Below are 13407 nucleotides of genomic sequence, written 5' to 3'. Positions count from 1 at the left end.
GCCCGCATGAGGGTCAGTCGACGGCGAACGGCGCGAGCTCGGCAGCCAGACGCTCCGAGACGTGCGCGTGAACAGCCGTGCCGTTCTCCTCATGCTCGGCCGAGATCAGGACGCCGCTCTCGTGCACGGCAGAGATCAGGTCGCCCCGGTCGTACGGCACCAGTGCGCGCACCTCGACCGCCGGCATCGGCAGTCGTCGCTCGATCTCCGCTCGCAGCTCGGGGATGCCCTCCCCTGTCCGTGACGAGACGAAATGCGCGTCGGGCGCGAGCCCGCGCAGCACGAGTCGCTCGTCGTCGTCGATCAGGTCGGCCTTGTTGAACACGACGATCTCGGGGATGTCGCGCCCGCCCACGTCGCCGATCACGTCGCGCACCGTCTGCAGCTGCGCGGAGGGATCCGGATGCGATCCATCGACCACGTGCACGAGCAGATCGGCCTGCCCGACCTCCTCCAGCGTCGAGCGGAACGCCTCGACCAGCTGGTGGGGCAGGTTGCGCACGAAGCCGACGGTGTCGGCGAGGGTGTACACGCGCCCATCGGCCGACTCGGCGCGACGCACGGTGGCGTCCAGAGTCGCGAACAAGGCGTTCTCGACCAGCACGCCCGCACTGGTCAGCGCGTTCAGCAGACTCGACTTGCCCGCGTTCGTGTACCCGGCGATCGCGACCGAGGGGATGGTGTTGCGCTTGCGCTCTGCGCGCTTGGCATCGCGGGCGGGCGCGAAGTCGCGGATCTGCTTGCGCAGCTGCGCCATGCGGGTGCGGATGCGGCGACGATCGAGCTCGATCTTCGTCTCACCCGGTCCGCGCGAGCCCATACCGGCGCCTCCTGCGCCGACCTGGCCGCCGGCCTGGCGGCTCATCGACTCACCCCATCCGCGCAGGCGGGGCAGCAGGTACTCGAGCTGAGCCAACTCGACCTGCGCCTTTCCCTCTCGGCTCTTCGCGTGCTGACTGAAGATGTCGAGGATGACGGTGGTGCGATCGATGACCTTCACCTTCACGACATCTTCGAGGGCTCGACGCTGGCTCGACGCCAGCTCGGTGTCGGCGATGACCGTGTCTGCACCGACGGCGGCGACGATCTCCTTGAGCTCCTGCGCCTTGCCGCGGCCCAGGTAGGTGGCGGGGTCGGGGTGTGGCCTGCGCTGCAGCAGCCCGTCGAGCACGACGGCGCCGGCGGTCTCGGCGAGGGCGGCGAGCTCGCGCAGCGAGTTCTCGGCGTCCTCCTGCGCACCCTGCGGGTACACGCCCACCAGCACGACGTTCTCCAGCCTCAGCTGGCGGTACTCGACCTCTGTGACGTCTTCGAGCTCGGTGGAGAGGCCCGCGACGCGGCGCAGCGCGTGCCGGTCCTCGAGATCCCACTGCTCGCCGTCCGCATCGGTGTGGGCGGCGGATGCTGCGTCCTGCAGCGCCTGGGCGGCGCCGAACACGCGCGGCTGAGTACGCGGCTCGGCGTTGGCCAGCACGCGATCCAGTGCATCCTGTGTTGTGTTGTCGTCGTTGGTGTTCGTCATCCGGTGGTGAACTCTGTCCTCTCTGAGACGCGCCTTAACCTTAGCCCGCGGTGTCCGGTACGCTCACTGCATGCCGTCGTCCGATCATTACTTCAGTGCGGCCCCGGCCAGTGCCGAGAACCTCCGAACCATCACGGTCCCGCTCGCGGGCCGCGATCGCGAGGTGACCACGGCAGGCGGCGTGTTCAGCCCCGACCGTCTCGACACCGGCACCGCGGTGCTCTTCGCCAACATGGCTCCTCTGCCGCCCAGCGGCAATTTCCTCGACCTCGGATGCGGCTGGGGCCCGATCAGTCTCACCATGGCCCTCTCGTCGCCGCACGCCACGGTCTGGGCTGTCGATGTCAATGAGCGGGCCCTGGATCTCACCCGCCGAAACGCCGAGTCCCTTGGCCTCAGCAATGTCAACGCCGTGAGACCGGAGGATGTTCCCGACGACGTCGCGTTCACGACGATCCGATCGAATCCGCCCATCCGCGTGGGCAAGAGCGAGCTGCACAGCATGCTGGAGCGCTGGATCCCCCGCCTCGACGAGCGCAGCGACGCGTGGATGGTGGTTCAGCGCAACCTGGGCTCCGACTCGCTCCAGCGCTGGATGACGTCGGTCTTCGCCCCCGGCTACACCGTCACGCGTGCGGCGACGGGCAAGGGATACCGGGTCCTCAAGGTCCGCCGGCACGGAACTCCGCCGACCGCGCCTATCGCGCTGCCCGAGTAGCCGCGCCCCGCCGCACCGCGCCGATCAGACCAGGTCGATCTCGCCTCGGTAGACGAGCTGAGCGGGTCCGGACAGGGCCACGTGCTCGCCATCCTCCGCGGGGAACATCCGAACGCCGAGCACACCGCCGGGCACCTCGACGCGCCACTGGTGCGGAGCGCGTGCTCCCGCCCAATGACGCACCGCGAGCGCGGTGGCCGCCACGCCGGTACCGCAGCTGAGCGTCTCGCCAACGCCTCGCTCGTGCACCCGCATGCGCACATGCCCGACCCCGTCGCGCACCAGCGGCTCACCGGGCACCACGAACTCGACGTTCGCGCCGTCGATCGGCGCGGGGTCGAGGACGGGCGTGGGGTTCAGATCGAGACCGGCGAGCTCGTCCTCTGACGCCAGCGCGACGACGACGTGCGGGTTGCCCACGTCGATTCCGAGACCAGGTCTGGGAACCGACAGTCCTGCAGCACGGGCGAGCGGCTCGCCGCCGGTGAGCTTCCACAGCCCGAGGTCGACCTGATAGCCGTTCTCCGAGCGCATCACGTCACGCACACCCGCCCTCGTGCCGATCGGCAGTGTCGAGCCGCTCTCGATCGTCGCGAGTCCGGCGCGCAGCAGGTAGTGCGCGAAGACCCGGATGCCATTGCCGCACATCTCGGCTGTCGAGCCGTCCGCGTTGCGGTAGTCCATGAACCATTCGGCGTCGGGCTCCTCCGCGAGGGCAGCCGCTCCTTCTGGCAGTGCCCGCGAGCGCACCACCCGCAGCACGCCGTCGCCGCCGACGCCGAAGTTCCGGTCGCAGAGCGCCTGCACCTGCGCGGCGGTGAGATCCAGCTCGCCGTCGACGTCCTCGATGATCACGAAGTCGTTGCCCGTGCCGTGCCCCTTGGTGAATGCGACCATGCGAACAGTCTAGAGAAGCCGGCGCGGGCGAACGCTCACACGGCGGGTGCGGGCTCGTCGACGATGAGCCGCTTGCCGGTCATGGCGATGTCGAAGCGCTCGTAACCTGCGCTGTCGTAGAAGGCGAACACGATCTCGTTGCCGGGGCGCACCATCAGCTGCACCTTGGGGCAGCCCAGCGCGACTAGGCGACGCTCCGCTTCGGCGACCAGCGCACGTCCGATTCCCTCACCTCGGCGGTGCGGGGCGCTGGCCAGGTAGTAGAGCCACCCCCGATGTCCGTCGTAGCCGGCCATCACCGAGCCGACGACTCGCCCGTCGTCCTCCGCGACGAGCAGCAGGTCCGGCCATACCGCACGTATGCGCCGGATGTCGGCATGCGGATCGTTCCACGCGCGGGTGAGCCCCGCCTCGTGCCACAGGGCCACCACTGCGTCGGTGTCCTCGTCGACGAAGGCCCTGATCTGCACCGTCATGCGTGCGCTCCATTCTTCACTGCGGTCAGCACACGATAGCGCGCGCAGGCGAACGCCCGGTTCCGATCGACATCGATCAGTTCGAGATCCATCCGACGCGGCAGCAGTGGGGCGCCGGACCCGAGCGTCACCGGCGCGTACTGCACCCAGATCTCATCCAGCAGTCCGGCGTCGGCGAACTGCCCCGCGAGGTCTCCCCCGCCGACGACCCACAGATCCTTCCCGTCTGCGGCGGCGGTCATCTCCGCGTGGATCGACCGCACGTCACCCTTCGCGAATCGCACATCGCCCTTCTCAGGCGCGGTGAGCTCGCGGTGCGCGAACACCCAGGTCGGCTGCTCGTAGTCCCAGCGCCCGTCTTCATGACGCATGATCCACTCGAACGTCGACGCCCCCATCGCGAGCGCACCGATCCTCGCGATGAACTCCGGATAGGCCATGGGGCCTCCCAGGTCGATGTCCTGTGTCAGAAGCCAGTCGAGCGAGTGCTCGCTCGTCGCGATGAATCCGTCGAGTGACGAGGCTGTGTAGTAGTGGGTGGCCATCCGCCCATCGTGCCCCGTGCCTCCGACACTCGCCAGATCAGTTGGCCAGAGCGGACATGTCGACGGGATGCTCGACCCATTCGATGTCGGCATAGCGCTTGAACCACGACACCTGCCTGCGCGCGTAACGTCGGGTGAGGGCCTGCGTCTCGGCGATCGCCGCATCCTGCGTCATCTCGCCCCGCAGCTGTGCGAGCGCCTGGGCGTACCCGATCGCGCGCGACGCCGTGACTCCGCCCTCGATGCCGTCGGCGCGCAGCCGCTCGACCTCGCCGAGCATCCCTTCGCGCCACATGCGCTCGACCCGCCGGTCGAGGCGCTCGACCAGCTGCTCCCTCGGTGTGTGCAACCCGATGATGCGGGTCCGCGGATGCCACAGCTCGGGCTCGTCCGGCAGGGCGGCGCCATGCGTGGAGCCGCCCTGCTCGATCACCTCGAGCGCACGGACGACACGCCGGCCGTTCTTCGGATCGATCCGCGCCGCGGTCGCCGGGTCCCGCTGACGCAGCCGCTCGAAGAGCTCTCCGGCACCGCTCTCCGCGAGCTCTGCCTCCAGTCGCGACCTGACGGCGGCATCCCTCGGCGGGAAGCGGAAGTCGAAGATCACACTCGAGACGTACAGTCCTGATCCGCCGACGAGGATCGCGTCTCCCCCTCGAGCGTGGATTCCGCTGATCGCCTCTCTGGCGATCGGCTGATACCAGGCGACGGCCGCCTCGTCCGAGACATCGCGGACGTCGAGCAGGTGGTGCGCGATGCCCCGTCTCTCGTCGATGCGGAGCTTGGCTGTGCCGATGTCCATGCCCCGGTACAGCTGCATGGCGTCGGCGTTGACGATCTCGGCAGGGCTGCCCTGTCTGCGCAGGTGTTCGGCGAGGTCGAGGGCCAGCTCGCTCTTGCCTGTGCCGGTGGCGCCGACGATCGCCCACAGGCGCGGCCCGTGATGCGGTGCGGGGCTGCCGGTCAAGATCCGACGGGCCGCAGCGTCGGCAGGCCGAGCGAGACCGCTCGGGGTGCGCCCGACTCACCGGCCGGTGCGGGCACGCCACACGACGCCGCCTGAGCGCGGTCCCATGCGTCACCGCCGCGGGTGCGGCGGATGCGAAGAGGAGCTCCGGTCGGGTCGTCCGCGAGCAGATGGAACGGTGCTCCGTGAGTGATCCTCACCGTGACGACATCTCCAGGTCGAGGCAGCTCGGAGCCGGGAGTCACCTCGAAGTGGACGAGGCGGTTGTCCTCCGCACGGCCCGTGAGACGGTGCGTCTCGGCATCCTTCTTGCCCTCGCCCACCGATACCAGCACCTCGACCTCGCGGCCCACCTGCTTCTGGTTCTCTTCGAGCGAGATGCGCTCCTGCAGGGCGATGAGGCGGTCGTAGCGCTGCTGCACGACCTCCTTGGGAACCTGGTTCTCCATTGTGGCTGCCGGCGTGCCCTCGCGGATGGAGTACTGGAAGGTGAAGGCGCCTGAGAACCGGGACTGCTCGACGACGCGCATCGTGTCCTCGAAGTCCTCGTCGGTCTCGCCGGGGAAGCCGACGATGATGTCGGTGGTGATCGCGGCGTGCGGGATGCGCTCTCGCACGCGCTCGATGATGCCGAGGTAGCGCGAGCTGCGGTACGAGCGGCGCATCGCCTTGAGGATGCTGTCGCTTCCCGACTGCAGGGGCATGTGCAGCTGCGGCATGACGTTCGGCGTCTCCGCCATCGCGTCGATGACGTCGTCGGTGAACGCCGCAGGGTGCGGACTGGTGAAGCGGATCCGCTCGAGGCCCTCGATCTCGCCCGCGGCGCGCAGCAGCTTGCTGAACGCCTGGCGGTCGCCGAACTCGACGCCGTACGAGTTCACGTTCTGGCCCAGCAGCGTGACCTCGATGGCTCCGTCCTCCACGAGGAGGCGGATCTCGTTGAGGATGTCGCCCGGCCGACGGTCCTTCTCCTTCCCACGCAGACTCGGAACGATGCAGAAGGTGCACGTGTTGTTGCAGCCGACTGAGATCGACACCCATCCGCTGTGCGCGGAGTCGCGTTTGGTGGGCAGCGTGGAGGGGAAGATCTCGAGCGACTCGAGGATTTCGAGCTCGGCCTCTCCGTTGTGGCGGGCGCGCTCGAGCAGGCCCGGCAGCGAGCCCATGTTGTGCGTGCCGAAGACGACGTCGACCCACGGCGCCTTGTCGAGCACCGCCTGCTGATCCATCTGCGCGAGGCAGCCGCCGACGGCGATCTGCATGCCCTCGTGCTTGTCCTTGCGGGACTTGAGGTGGCCGAGGGTGCCGTACAGCTTCCCGGCGGCGTTGTCACGGACGGCGCAGGTGTTGATGATCACGATGTCGGCCTCGTCGCCGGCATCCGCTCGCACATACCCCGCGCTCTCGAGCGATCCCGACAGGCGCTCGGAGTCGTGCACGTTCATCTGGCAGCCGAAGGTGCGCACTTCGTAAGAGCGTCGGCGCCCGTCAGCGGTGATCGCCGCGTCGGAGGGCGCGATGATCGTCGGTTCGGAAGAGAGAGAAGACATGGTGAGTACATTCTACGAGCCGCCGGGCCAGAGGGGCCGAGCGGCTCGTAGAACGGATCATCACTCGGAGTCGACGAACCGCACGCCCGAGGTCCGAGCGCTCGCGCGGCGCACCCCGACCTCGCTGAGCGCGGTGCGGGCTGCGTCCATCGCCACGGATCCGCCGTAGCCGCGACGAGCGAGCTGCCCGTGCAGCCGGCGCAGGGCCGTGTCGTAATCGAGACGGCTCATTCCTGGCGCCTTGCCACGAGCGAACTCCAGCGCCCGCTCGGCGTCATCGTCGGGCAGCTCTTCGAGGGCATCGTCGATGACCTCGCGCGGGATGCCCCTCTGAGCGAGCGAGCGGGCGAGGGCGATCCGCCCCTGGCCCTTGCGCTCTGAACCCGAGGTGACGAGCAGCGAGGCCAGCGTGCGATCGTCGAGATAGCCACGGCGCAGGAACTCGTCGATGACGTCCTCGATCGCATCTCGATCGAGATCGTTCTCGCGCAGCACCGAGCGCGACTCGGAGACCGAAAGCTGCTTGGCCCGCAGCTTGCGTACCAGCGCGTCCTCTGCGCGGCGACGCACCTCTTCGGCGTCCGGCTCGGCCTGAATCACGTCGTCATCGTCGCTCGCAACCCCGAACCGCGCTCCGGCCGGCCGCGCCGGCCCCGTGGAAGGGTCGGCGCCTCGGCCGCCGAACAGCGGAATGATCGGTGCGAGGTCGTCAGCATCAGCGGATTGCATAGCTCACCCCGGTTGTTGAGCGACGCCGAAACACGGTTGTTGAGCGACGCCGAAACACGGTTGTTGAGCGACGCCGAAACACGGTTGTTGAGCGACGTCGAAACACGGTTGTTGAGCGACGTCGAAACACGTCGGACGACGACATCAGGCCGGACGACGCTCGGCGAGCTCGTCGACGGTCGCCTCGGCCTTGACTCCCACACCCAGCTTCTGCTTGATCTGCGTCTCGATCGCCATGGCGATGTCGTCGTTCTTGATCAGGAAGTTGCGGGCGTTCTCCTTGCCCTGGCCGAGCTGGTCGCCGTCATAGGTGTACCAGGACCCCGACTTCTTGACGATGCCGTGCTCGACGCCGAAGTCGATCAGACTGCCTTCTCGCGAGATGCCGACCCCGTAGAGGATGTCGAACTCGGCCTGCTTGAAGGGCGGTGCCATCTTGTTCTTGACGACCTTGACGCGGGTGCGGTTTCCGACCGCCTCCGTGCCGTCCTTCAGGGTCTCGATCCGACGGATGTCGAGGCGCACCGAGGCATAGAACTTGAGGGCCTTACCACCAGCCGTGGTCTCGGGCGAGCCGAAGAACACACCGATCTTCTCGCGCAGCTGGTTGATGAAGATGGCCGTCGTCTTGGTCTGGTTGAGACCACCCGTCAGCTTTCGCAGCGCCTGCGACATCAGTCGAGCCTGCAGACCCACGTGCGAATCGCCCATCTCGCCCTTGATCTCGGCCTCGGGCACGAGGGCGGCCACGGAGTCGATCACGACAAGGTCGATCGCGCCGGAGCGGATCAGCATGTCGGCGATCTCGAGCGCCTGCTCACCGGTGTCGGGCTGCGAGACGAGCAGCTGGTCGATGTCGACGCCGAGCTTGCGCGCGTACTCGGGGTCGAGCGCGTGCTCGGCGTCGATGAACGCGGCGATGCCGCCGGCGCGCTGCGCGTTGGCGATCGCGTGCAGCGTCAGCGTGGTCTTACCGGACGACTCGGGACCATAGATCTCGATGATGCGTCCGCGTGGCAGACCTCCGATGCCGAGGGCGACGTCGAGGGCGATCGATCCGGTCTGGATGACCTCGACGGGGGCACGCTCGTCGCTGCCCAGTCGCATGATCGACCCCTTGCCGAACTGACGCTCGATGTGCGCGAGTGCGGAATCCAGGGCCTTCTCGCGGTCGTCGGTGGATGGCATGACGTGCTCCTCTGTATCTCGAAGTTCTGCCGCCTGTAGGCTGTCGCGGCCGCTCCGGACGGAGCGACTCTGCGACAAGGCGTATGGCTCGGTGCCACATCCCTCACCGTAGGTGCGACCACCGACATTCGATCGGCGGCAGCGTCTGATGTGGAGAAGGTGACGTCAAGACCACTTGTGCAGAACATTACGCGCTCATCGAACACACCTTCGACGACACGCCGAAAGAGCGCGCGCGAGATTCGATCAGCGTTCGCGAGGGTCGAGTCTGCCGACGCCATACCGGCGGGCGGCCGGCACGTCGGTCTCTTCGCACAGCGCCAGCCAGATGTCACGAGGGGGAACACCGGCATCTAACGCGTCGCGAGCGGTTCTGCCGAGCGATCCGAGGATCAGGTCATGCGTGAGAGAGTCCGCGCGACCGCCGAACTCGTCGTCGACCGCGCGGAGGAACTCGCTGCGTCGCATGGGTGAGGAGCGTCGCCGCGCGTTCAGCGCAGCGACAGCTCGGGCTCGACTGCGGCGACGAGGTCGTCGGGAACGACATCCGGGAAGGGGCTGAGTCCCTCGAGCACCGAGATGCGATCGCCTACCTCGCGCATGATCGTCGAGATGGGCACGTCGAGCGCCTCGGCGACCGATGCGAGGATCTCGCTGGACGCCTCCTTCTGACCGCGCTCGACCTCGCTCAGGTAGCCGAGGGCCACGGACGCCTTGCTGGCGACCTGTCGGAGGGTGCGCCCCTTCTGCAGGCGGAAGTCCCGCAGCACATCGCCGATCTCCTGTCTGACGAGGATCATCGGAACCTCCTTTCCGTCGCGCCACCCGGAATCTGCTCCGAGGGGATCGCCAGTCTAACCCGACTGGGTGTCGTTGAATCTACTGTTTCTCGCTGTGCTTCAGTTGTGAGTGAGCGATCTGCCACATAATCGAAAACGACGGCGGACGCGCAGCTATTCCCGTATCGCCTCGAGCGCTGCCGAGATGGCTGCATCCCTGGCCTGGAGCCGCACCTGAGACCGCGTACCGGCGAACAGGTGCGGGATGCTGCGCACGCCGCGCGGTGTGACGATCCCGATGTGCACGGTGCCGACCGGCTGGCCGTCGGGTGAATCCGGACCTGCGATCCCCGTCGTCGCGATGCCGACGTCGGCCGGACGGCCCGCGACGGCGACGGCGCGCCGTACGCCCTCCGCCATCTGCGCCGCGACCTCGGGGTGCACCGGTCCGTGCGCGGCGAGAAGCGCCTCGTCGACGCCAAGCAGCGTCTGCTTCACCGGCGTCGCGTACGCCACGACGCCACCGAGCAGCACGGCCGATGCGCCGGGTACCGAGACGATCTCCGCGGCCACCGCTCCGCCGGTCAGCGACTCGGCGACGCCCAGAGTCCAGCCGCGCTCGCGAAGCGCGTCGACCAGCGTCGATGCGTCGGTCATCCTGCCCTGCGGCGGCCGCGCACCTGCGCGACCACGTAGTCGATGCCACTCGCCACGGTGAGCACGAGCGCGAGGATCATCAGCACCTGAGTGACCACGACCCAGGTGGTCTGCCCGACAACGCCATGCAGCGGCAGAAGAGCCCAGCTCAGCGCGACTCCCTGCACGACGGTCTTGATCTTGCCCATCCAGGCCGCGGCGACCACGTGCTCGTGCACGAGCGTGAAGCGATGGATCGTGATGGCCCATTCCCGCACGAGGATGACCACGACGATCCACCACGGCACCTCGCCCAGGATGGCGAGCCCCAGGAAGCCGGCGCCGGTGAGCAGCTTGTCGGCGATCGGATCCCACAGCTTTCCGAAGTCGCTGACGATGTCGTACCTGCGTGCCAGGTAGCCGTCGACCCAGTCGGTGGAGATGGCCAGCACGAACAGTCCCGCGGCCACCCAGCGCATCACGATGTCATCAGCACCGAAGGTTCCCGCAACGAGCAGGAGCACGAAGAAGACCACCGCGAGCGGAATGCGCGCGACGGTGATGGCGTTGGGCAACTGCCGTGGGATCGCCATCAGTCGCGCCCCGTGAGGCCCCAGGCGTCCTCATCCCCGTCGTCATCGCTCTCGACCACGGGCAGCCCCTCGAATTGCTGGGCGACGGGATCCTGTCCGTAGTGGTCGGCCTGGGCAGCGGGGCCTGGAGCCGCTGCCGCACTCGGCGCTGCCGCCGGCGCGTCCTCGCCGCGCAGCTTCGCCAGCACACCGGGCAGCTGCTCGGAGGTCACCAGCACGTCGCGCGCCTTCGATCCCTCCGACGGGCCGACGATCTCGCGCGATTCGAGCAGGTCCATCAGGCGCCCCGCCTTGGCGAAGCCGACCCGGAGCTTGCGCTGGAGCATCGAGGTCGAGCCGAACTGCGACGACACGATCAGCTCCGCCGCCGCGAGCAGAAGCTCGAGGTCGTCTCCGATGTCCTCGTCGACCTCCTTCTTGCGGGCCTCCGCCGATTCCTGCACGTCGGGGCGGTACTCCGGACGCGCCTGCTGTGTGACGTGCTTGACGACCGCGGAGATCTCGCTCTCATCGACCCACGCGCCCTGGAGACGGAACGGCTTCGAGGAGCCCATCGGCGAGAAGAGCGCGTCACCCTGACCGATCAGCTTGTCGGCCCCCGGCGCGTCGAGGATGACGCGGCTGTCGGTGACGCTCGTCACGGCGAAGGCGAGGCGCGACGGCACGTTGGCCTTGATCAGACCGGTGACGACATCGACGCTCGGCCGCTGTGTGGCCAGCACAAGATGGATGCCAGAGGCGCGTGCCAGCTGCGTGATGCGCACGATCGAATCCTCGACGTCACGCGGGGCGACCATCATCAGATCGGCGAGCTCATCGACCACGACCAGCAGATACGGGTATGGCTTGAGCACCCTCTCGCTGCCGGGAGGCACCTGCACCTCGCCGGCACGGACGGCCTTGTTGAAGTCGTCGATGTGGCGGTATCCGAACGACGCGAGGTCGTCGTACCGCATGTCCATCTCCTTCACGACCCACTGCAGCGCCTCGGCCGCCTTCTTCGGGTTCGTGATGATGGGCGTGATCAGATGCGGGACGCCCGCATAGCTGGTCAGCTCGACGCGCTTGGGGTCGATCAGCACCATGCGCACATCGGCCGGACGGGCGCGCATGAGCAGGCTGGTGATCATCGAGTTCACGAAGCTGGACTTGCCGGAGCCCGTGGAGCCGGCGACGAGCAGGTGGGGCATCTTGGCGAGGTTCGCGACGACGATGTTGCCGCCGACGTCCTTGCCGACGCCGATCGTCAGAGGGTGGGTGCTCTTCTGCGCGGCGGTCGAGCGCAGGACATCGCCGAGGGCCACCGTCTCCTTGTCGACGTTGGGGATCTCGATGCCGATCGCGCTCTTGCCTGGAATCGGAGAGAGGATGCGCACATCGTTCGACGCGACCGCGTACGCGAAGTTGTTGCTCAGCTGCAGGATCTTCTCGACCTTGACGCCATGACCGACCTCGACCTCGTACTGCGTGACAGTCGGTCCGCGCGAGAAGCCGGTGACCTTCGCATCGACCTTGAACTGCTCGAGCACGCTGGTGATCTGCTCGATCGTGCGATCGGTGGCATCCGAGCGCACGACCGGCGGAGGTCCCGACTTCAGCACGGCGGTGGAGGGCAGCACGTAGGGAGCGGCGGGGGCCTGCATGCCCCTCTCCCCCGGGCCATCGGTGCCGAAGCCGTCGAGACCGGGCAGCTCGCCCGTCGAGCCCGCGTCGTCCAGCAGCGCTGTGGTGTTCTGCTCGCCGAGCAGTCCGGTCAGGGCGCTGACGTCGGAGAGCACCTCCGTCGCCGCGTCTGCCGCGTCGTGATGGGCGGGCTCGTCGTCGACGATGACCGCCTGGTCGTACGCCGTCTTCTGGGCAGGCTCATCGAACAGCGCGGTGATCGCCTGCGAGTCGACCCCGTCGTCCGGCGTCTCCTCGCGGCCGCTCTTGTTGCGGCGCCACCACGGCAGCGCATCGTCCTTCTCGTCGTCGTCCTCGGGCCCGGACTCGGCGGCGACGGCGCGCATCGGGCGCTCGGCGCCGAACATCCAGGCGTACAGGTCGCCGAGTCGCTCGCCGATGCGGTTCGGGGGCGTCTTGGTGAGGATCAGGATGCTGAGCACGCTCAGCAGCGCGAGGACGATGTACGCGACGACCGGGGTGAGGTAGGCCAGCGGCTCACCGAGCATCCACCCGAACAGTCCGCCTGCGGCGCTGAGGTCGGGCATGCCGTCCCGCGGCTGGGGTCGCACGATCGCACCCGTCGCGCCTGCCGTGCCGGATGCCACGTGCAGGATGCCGGCGAGCGAGAGCACGAAGAGCCCGAATCCGATCCCGATCCGGCCGTTGTCATGCACGGAGGACGGATGGCGGAACAGCCATCCCGCGAGCAGGAGCAGGAGGACGGGGAGCACGAATGCGACGCGTCCGACCAGGAGTCCCCAGGTGAAGGCGCTGATGTTCTGGGCGATGGCATCACCGATGAAGAACCACTCGACCACGCCGCCGATGATCGCGAACAGCACGAGCAGCAGCGGAAAGCCGTCTCGGCGCTGGTCCTTCTCGAGGTTCTCGGGTCCGAATGCCCGGAAGAGCCCGCCGACGCCGTGCGCCAGGCCCAGCCACATGCGCACGCCGAGCGGGGTCCGCTCGGCCTCGTCGATGTACTTCTTCGGGGCCGGAGCGGCTTTCGCGCTCGATCGAGCGGTCGTCTGCCGCTTCGGGCGCGGCGAGTTCGCGCTCTCGGACGCGCGCTCGGACTTGGTGGTGCTCCTGGCCATGTGTTCCACGGTACGGCCGGCGGCGGACAACGGCCCGCAATGACG

At 68.1% G+C, this 13407-nt stretch carries 14 protein-coding genes; 1 reads left to right on the top strand and 13 read right to left on the bottom strand.

All coding sequences use genetic code 11. From position 1 onward, the window contains the following. Positions 1 to 13: 13 nt before the first annotated feature. Positions 14 to 1522: a GTPase HflX gene (gene hflX, locus FVO59_RS12775; RefSeq protein ID WP_182252972.1), complete on the bottom strand. Its 1509-nt coding sequence runs from the start codon at positions 1520 to 1522 to the stop codon at positions 14 to 16. Between the two features lie 70 nt (positions 1523 to 1592). Here hflX and FVO59_RS12770 point away from each other — a divergent pair, with 70 nt between their 5' ends. Then, the gene (locus FVO59_RS12770; protein ID WP_182252971.1) at positions 1593 to 2240 is read left to right on the top strand and encodes a class I SAM-dependent methyltransferase; all 648 of its coding nucleotides are present in this window, start codon (positions 1593 to 1595) and stop codon (positions 2238 to 2240) included. Between the two features lie 24 nt (positions 2241 to 2264). On the opposite strand, the gene dapF is transcribed toward FVO59_RS12770, so the two are convergent. The 12 genes from dapF to FVO59_RS12710 all read right to left on the bottom strand — a co-directional run bounded on the left by dapF (position 2265) and on the right by FVO59_RS12710 (position 13362). Continuing rightward, the gene (dapF, locus tag FVO59_RS12765) at positions 2265 to 3137 is read right to left on the bottom strand and encodes a diaminopimelate epimerase (RefSeq protein WP_182252970.1); all 873 of its coding nucleotides are present in this window, start codon (positions 3135 to 3137) and stop codon (positions 2265 to 2267) included. 35 nt (positions 3138 to 3172) lie between these two features. After that, positions 3173 to 3613, bottom strand: a complete 441-nt coding sequence (locus FVO59_RS12760; protein WP_182252969.1) for a GNAT family acetyltransferase — start codon at positions 3611 to 3613, stop codon at positions 3173 to 3175. After that, positions 3610 to 4158: a dihydrofolate reductase family protein gene (locus tag FVO59_RS12755; RefSeq protein ID WP_182252968.1), complete on the bottom strand. Its 549-nt coding sequence runs from the start codon at positions 4156 to 4158 to the stop codon at positions 3610 to 3612. The genes FVO59_RS12760 and FVO59_RS12755 overlap by 4 nt, the downstream gene beginning before the upstream one ends. Positions 4159 to 4195: 37 nt before the next feature. Further along, positions 4196 to 5125: a tRNA (adenosine(37)-N6)-dimethylallyltransferase MiaA gene (miaA, locus tag FVO59_RS12750; RefSeq protein ID WP_182252967.1), complete on the bottom strand. Its 930-nt coding sequence runs from the start codon at positions 5123 to 5125 to the stop codon at positions 4196 to 4198. Then, on the bottom strand, positions 5122 to 6675 hold the full coding sequence (miaB, locus tag FVO59_RS12745; protein ID WP_182252966.1) for a tRNA (N6-isopentenyl adenosine(37)-C2)-methylthiotransferase MiaB: 1554 nt from the start codon (positions 6673 to 6675) through the stop codon (positions 5122 to 5124). The genes miaA and miaB overlap by 4 nt, the downstream gene beginning before the upstream one ends. Positions 6676 to 6735: 60 nt before the next feature. Then, on the bottom strand, positions 6736 to 7404 hold the full coding sequence (locus FVO59_RS12740) for a regulatory protein RecX (protein WP_182252965.1): 669 nt from the start codon (positions 7402 to 7404) through the stop codon (positions 6736 to 6738). 144 nt (positions 7405 to 7548) lie between these two features. Beyond that, positions 7549 to 8592 carry a recombinase RecA gene (gene recA / locus FVO59_RS12735; RefSeq protein WP_182252964.1) on the bottom strand — a complete coding sequence of 348 codons (1044 nt, stop codon included), beginning with the start codon at positions 8590 to 8592 and terminating at the stop codon, positions 7549 to 7551. Between the two features lie 246 nt (positions 8593 to 8838). After that, the gene (locus FVO59_RS12730; RefSeq protein WP_182252963.1) at positions 8839 to 9060 is read right to left on the bottom strand and encodes a DUF3046 domain-containing protein; all 222 of its coding nucleotides are present in this window, start codon (positions 9058 to 9060) and stop codon (positions 8839 to 8841) included. Positions 9061 to 9083: 23 nt separating this feature from the next. Then, positions 9084 to 9392 (bottom strand): helix-turn-helix domain-containing protein, encoded by a 309-nt coding sequence (locus tag FVO59_RS12725; RefSeq protein ID WP_182252962.1) that lies wholly within the window; start codon positions 9390 to 9392, stop codon positions 9084 to 9086. A gap of 153 nt (positions 9393 to 9545) precedes the next feature. Then, positions 9546 to 10028 (bottom strand): CinA family protein, encoded by a 483-nt coding sequence (locus FVO59_RS12720; protein ID WP_182252961.1) that lies wholly within the window; start codon positions 10026 to 10028, stop codon positions 9546 to 9548. Next, on the bottom strand, positions 10025 to 10600 hold the full coding sequence (gene pgsA, locus FVO59_RS12715) for a CDP-diacylglycerol--glycerol-3-phosphate 3-phosphatidyltransferase (protein ID WP_182252960.1): 576 nt from the start codon (positions 10598 to 10600) through the stop codon (positions 10025 to 10027). The genes FVO59_RS12720 and pgsA overlap by 4 nt, the downstream gene beginning before the upstream one ends. Continuing rightward, the gene (locus FVO59_RS12710; protein ID WP_182252959.1) at positions 10600 to 13362 is read right to left on the bottom strand and encodes a DNA translocase FtsK; all 2763 of its coding nucleotides are present in this window, start codon (positions 13360 to 13362) and stop codon (positions 10600 to 10602) included. The genes pgsA and FVO59_RS12710 overlap by 1 nt, the downstream gene beginning before the upstream one ends. Positions 13363 to 13407: the final 45 nt, after the last annotated feature.

The organism is Microbacterium esteraromaticum (assembly GCF_014084045.1).
Lineage (GTDB): Bacteria > Actinomycetota > Actinomycetes > Actinomycetales > Microbacteriaceae > Microbacterium > Microbacterium esteraromaticum_D.
The sequence above is the reverse complement of the archived record's forward strand: the minus strand, read 5'-3'. Positions and strand labels throughout refer to the sequence as shown.

Excerpts from the sequence above, each read along its gene's own strand:
- hflX (WP_182252972.1), bottom strand. The coding sequence starts at position 1,522 with ATGACGAACACCAACGACGACAACACAACACAGGATGCACTGGATCGC.
- FVO59_RS12770 (WP_182252971.1), top strand. The coding sequence starts at position 1,593 with ATGCCGTCGTCCGATCATTACTTCAGTGCGGCCCCGGCCAGTGCCGAG.
- dapF (WP_182252970.1), bottom strand. The coding sequence starts at position 3,137 with ATGGTCGCATTCACCAAGGGGCACGGCACGGGCAACGACTTCGTGATC.
- FVO59_RS12760 (WP_182252969.1), bottom strand. The coding sequence starts at position 3,613 with ATGACGGTGCAGATCAGGGCCTTCGTCGACGAGGACACCGACGCAGTG.
- FVO59_RS12755 (WP_182252968.1), bottom strand. The coding sequence starts at position 4,158 with ATGGCCACCCACTACTACACAGCCTCGTCACTCGACGGATTCATCGCG.
- miaB (WP_182252966.1), bottom strand. The coding sequence starts at position 6,675 with ATGTCTTCTCTCTCTTCCGAACCGACGATCATCGCGCCCTCCGACGCG.
- FVO59_RS12740 (WP_182252965.1), bottom strand. The coding sequence starts at position 7,404 with ATGCAATCCGCTGATGCTGACGACCTCGCACCGATCATTCCGCTGTTC.
- recA (WP_182252964.1), bottom strand. The coding sequence starts at position 8,592 with ATGCCATCCACCGACGACCGCGAGAAGGCCCTGGATTCCGCACTCGCG.
- FVO59_RS12730 (WP_182252963.1), bottom strand. The coding sequence starts at position 9,060 with ATGCGACGCAGCGAGTTCCTCCGCGCGGTCGACGACGAGTTCGGCGGT.
- FVO59_RS12725 (WP_182252962.1), bottom strand. The coding sequence starts at position 9,392 with ATGATCCTCGTCAGACAGGAGATCGGCGATGTGCTGCGGGACTTCCGC.
- FVO59_RS12720 (WP_182252961.1), bottom strand. The coding sequence starts at position 10,028 with ATGACCGACGCATCGACGCTGGTCGACGCGCTTCGCGAGCGCGGCTGG.
- pgsA (WP_182252960.1), bottom strand. The coding sequence starts at position 10,600 with ATGGCGATCCCACGGCAGTTGCCCAACGCCATCACCGTCGCGCGCATT.
- FVO59_RS12710 (WP_182252959.1), bottom strand. The coding sequence starts at position 13,362 with ATGGCCAGGAGCACCACCAAGTCCGAGCGCGCGTCCGAGAGCGCGAAC.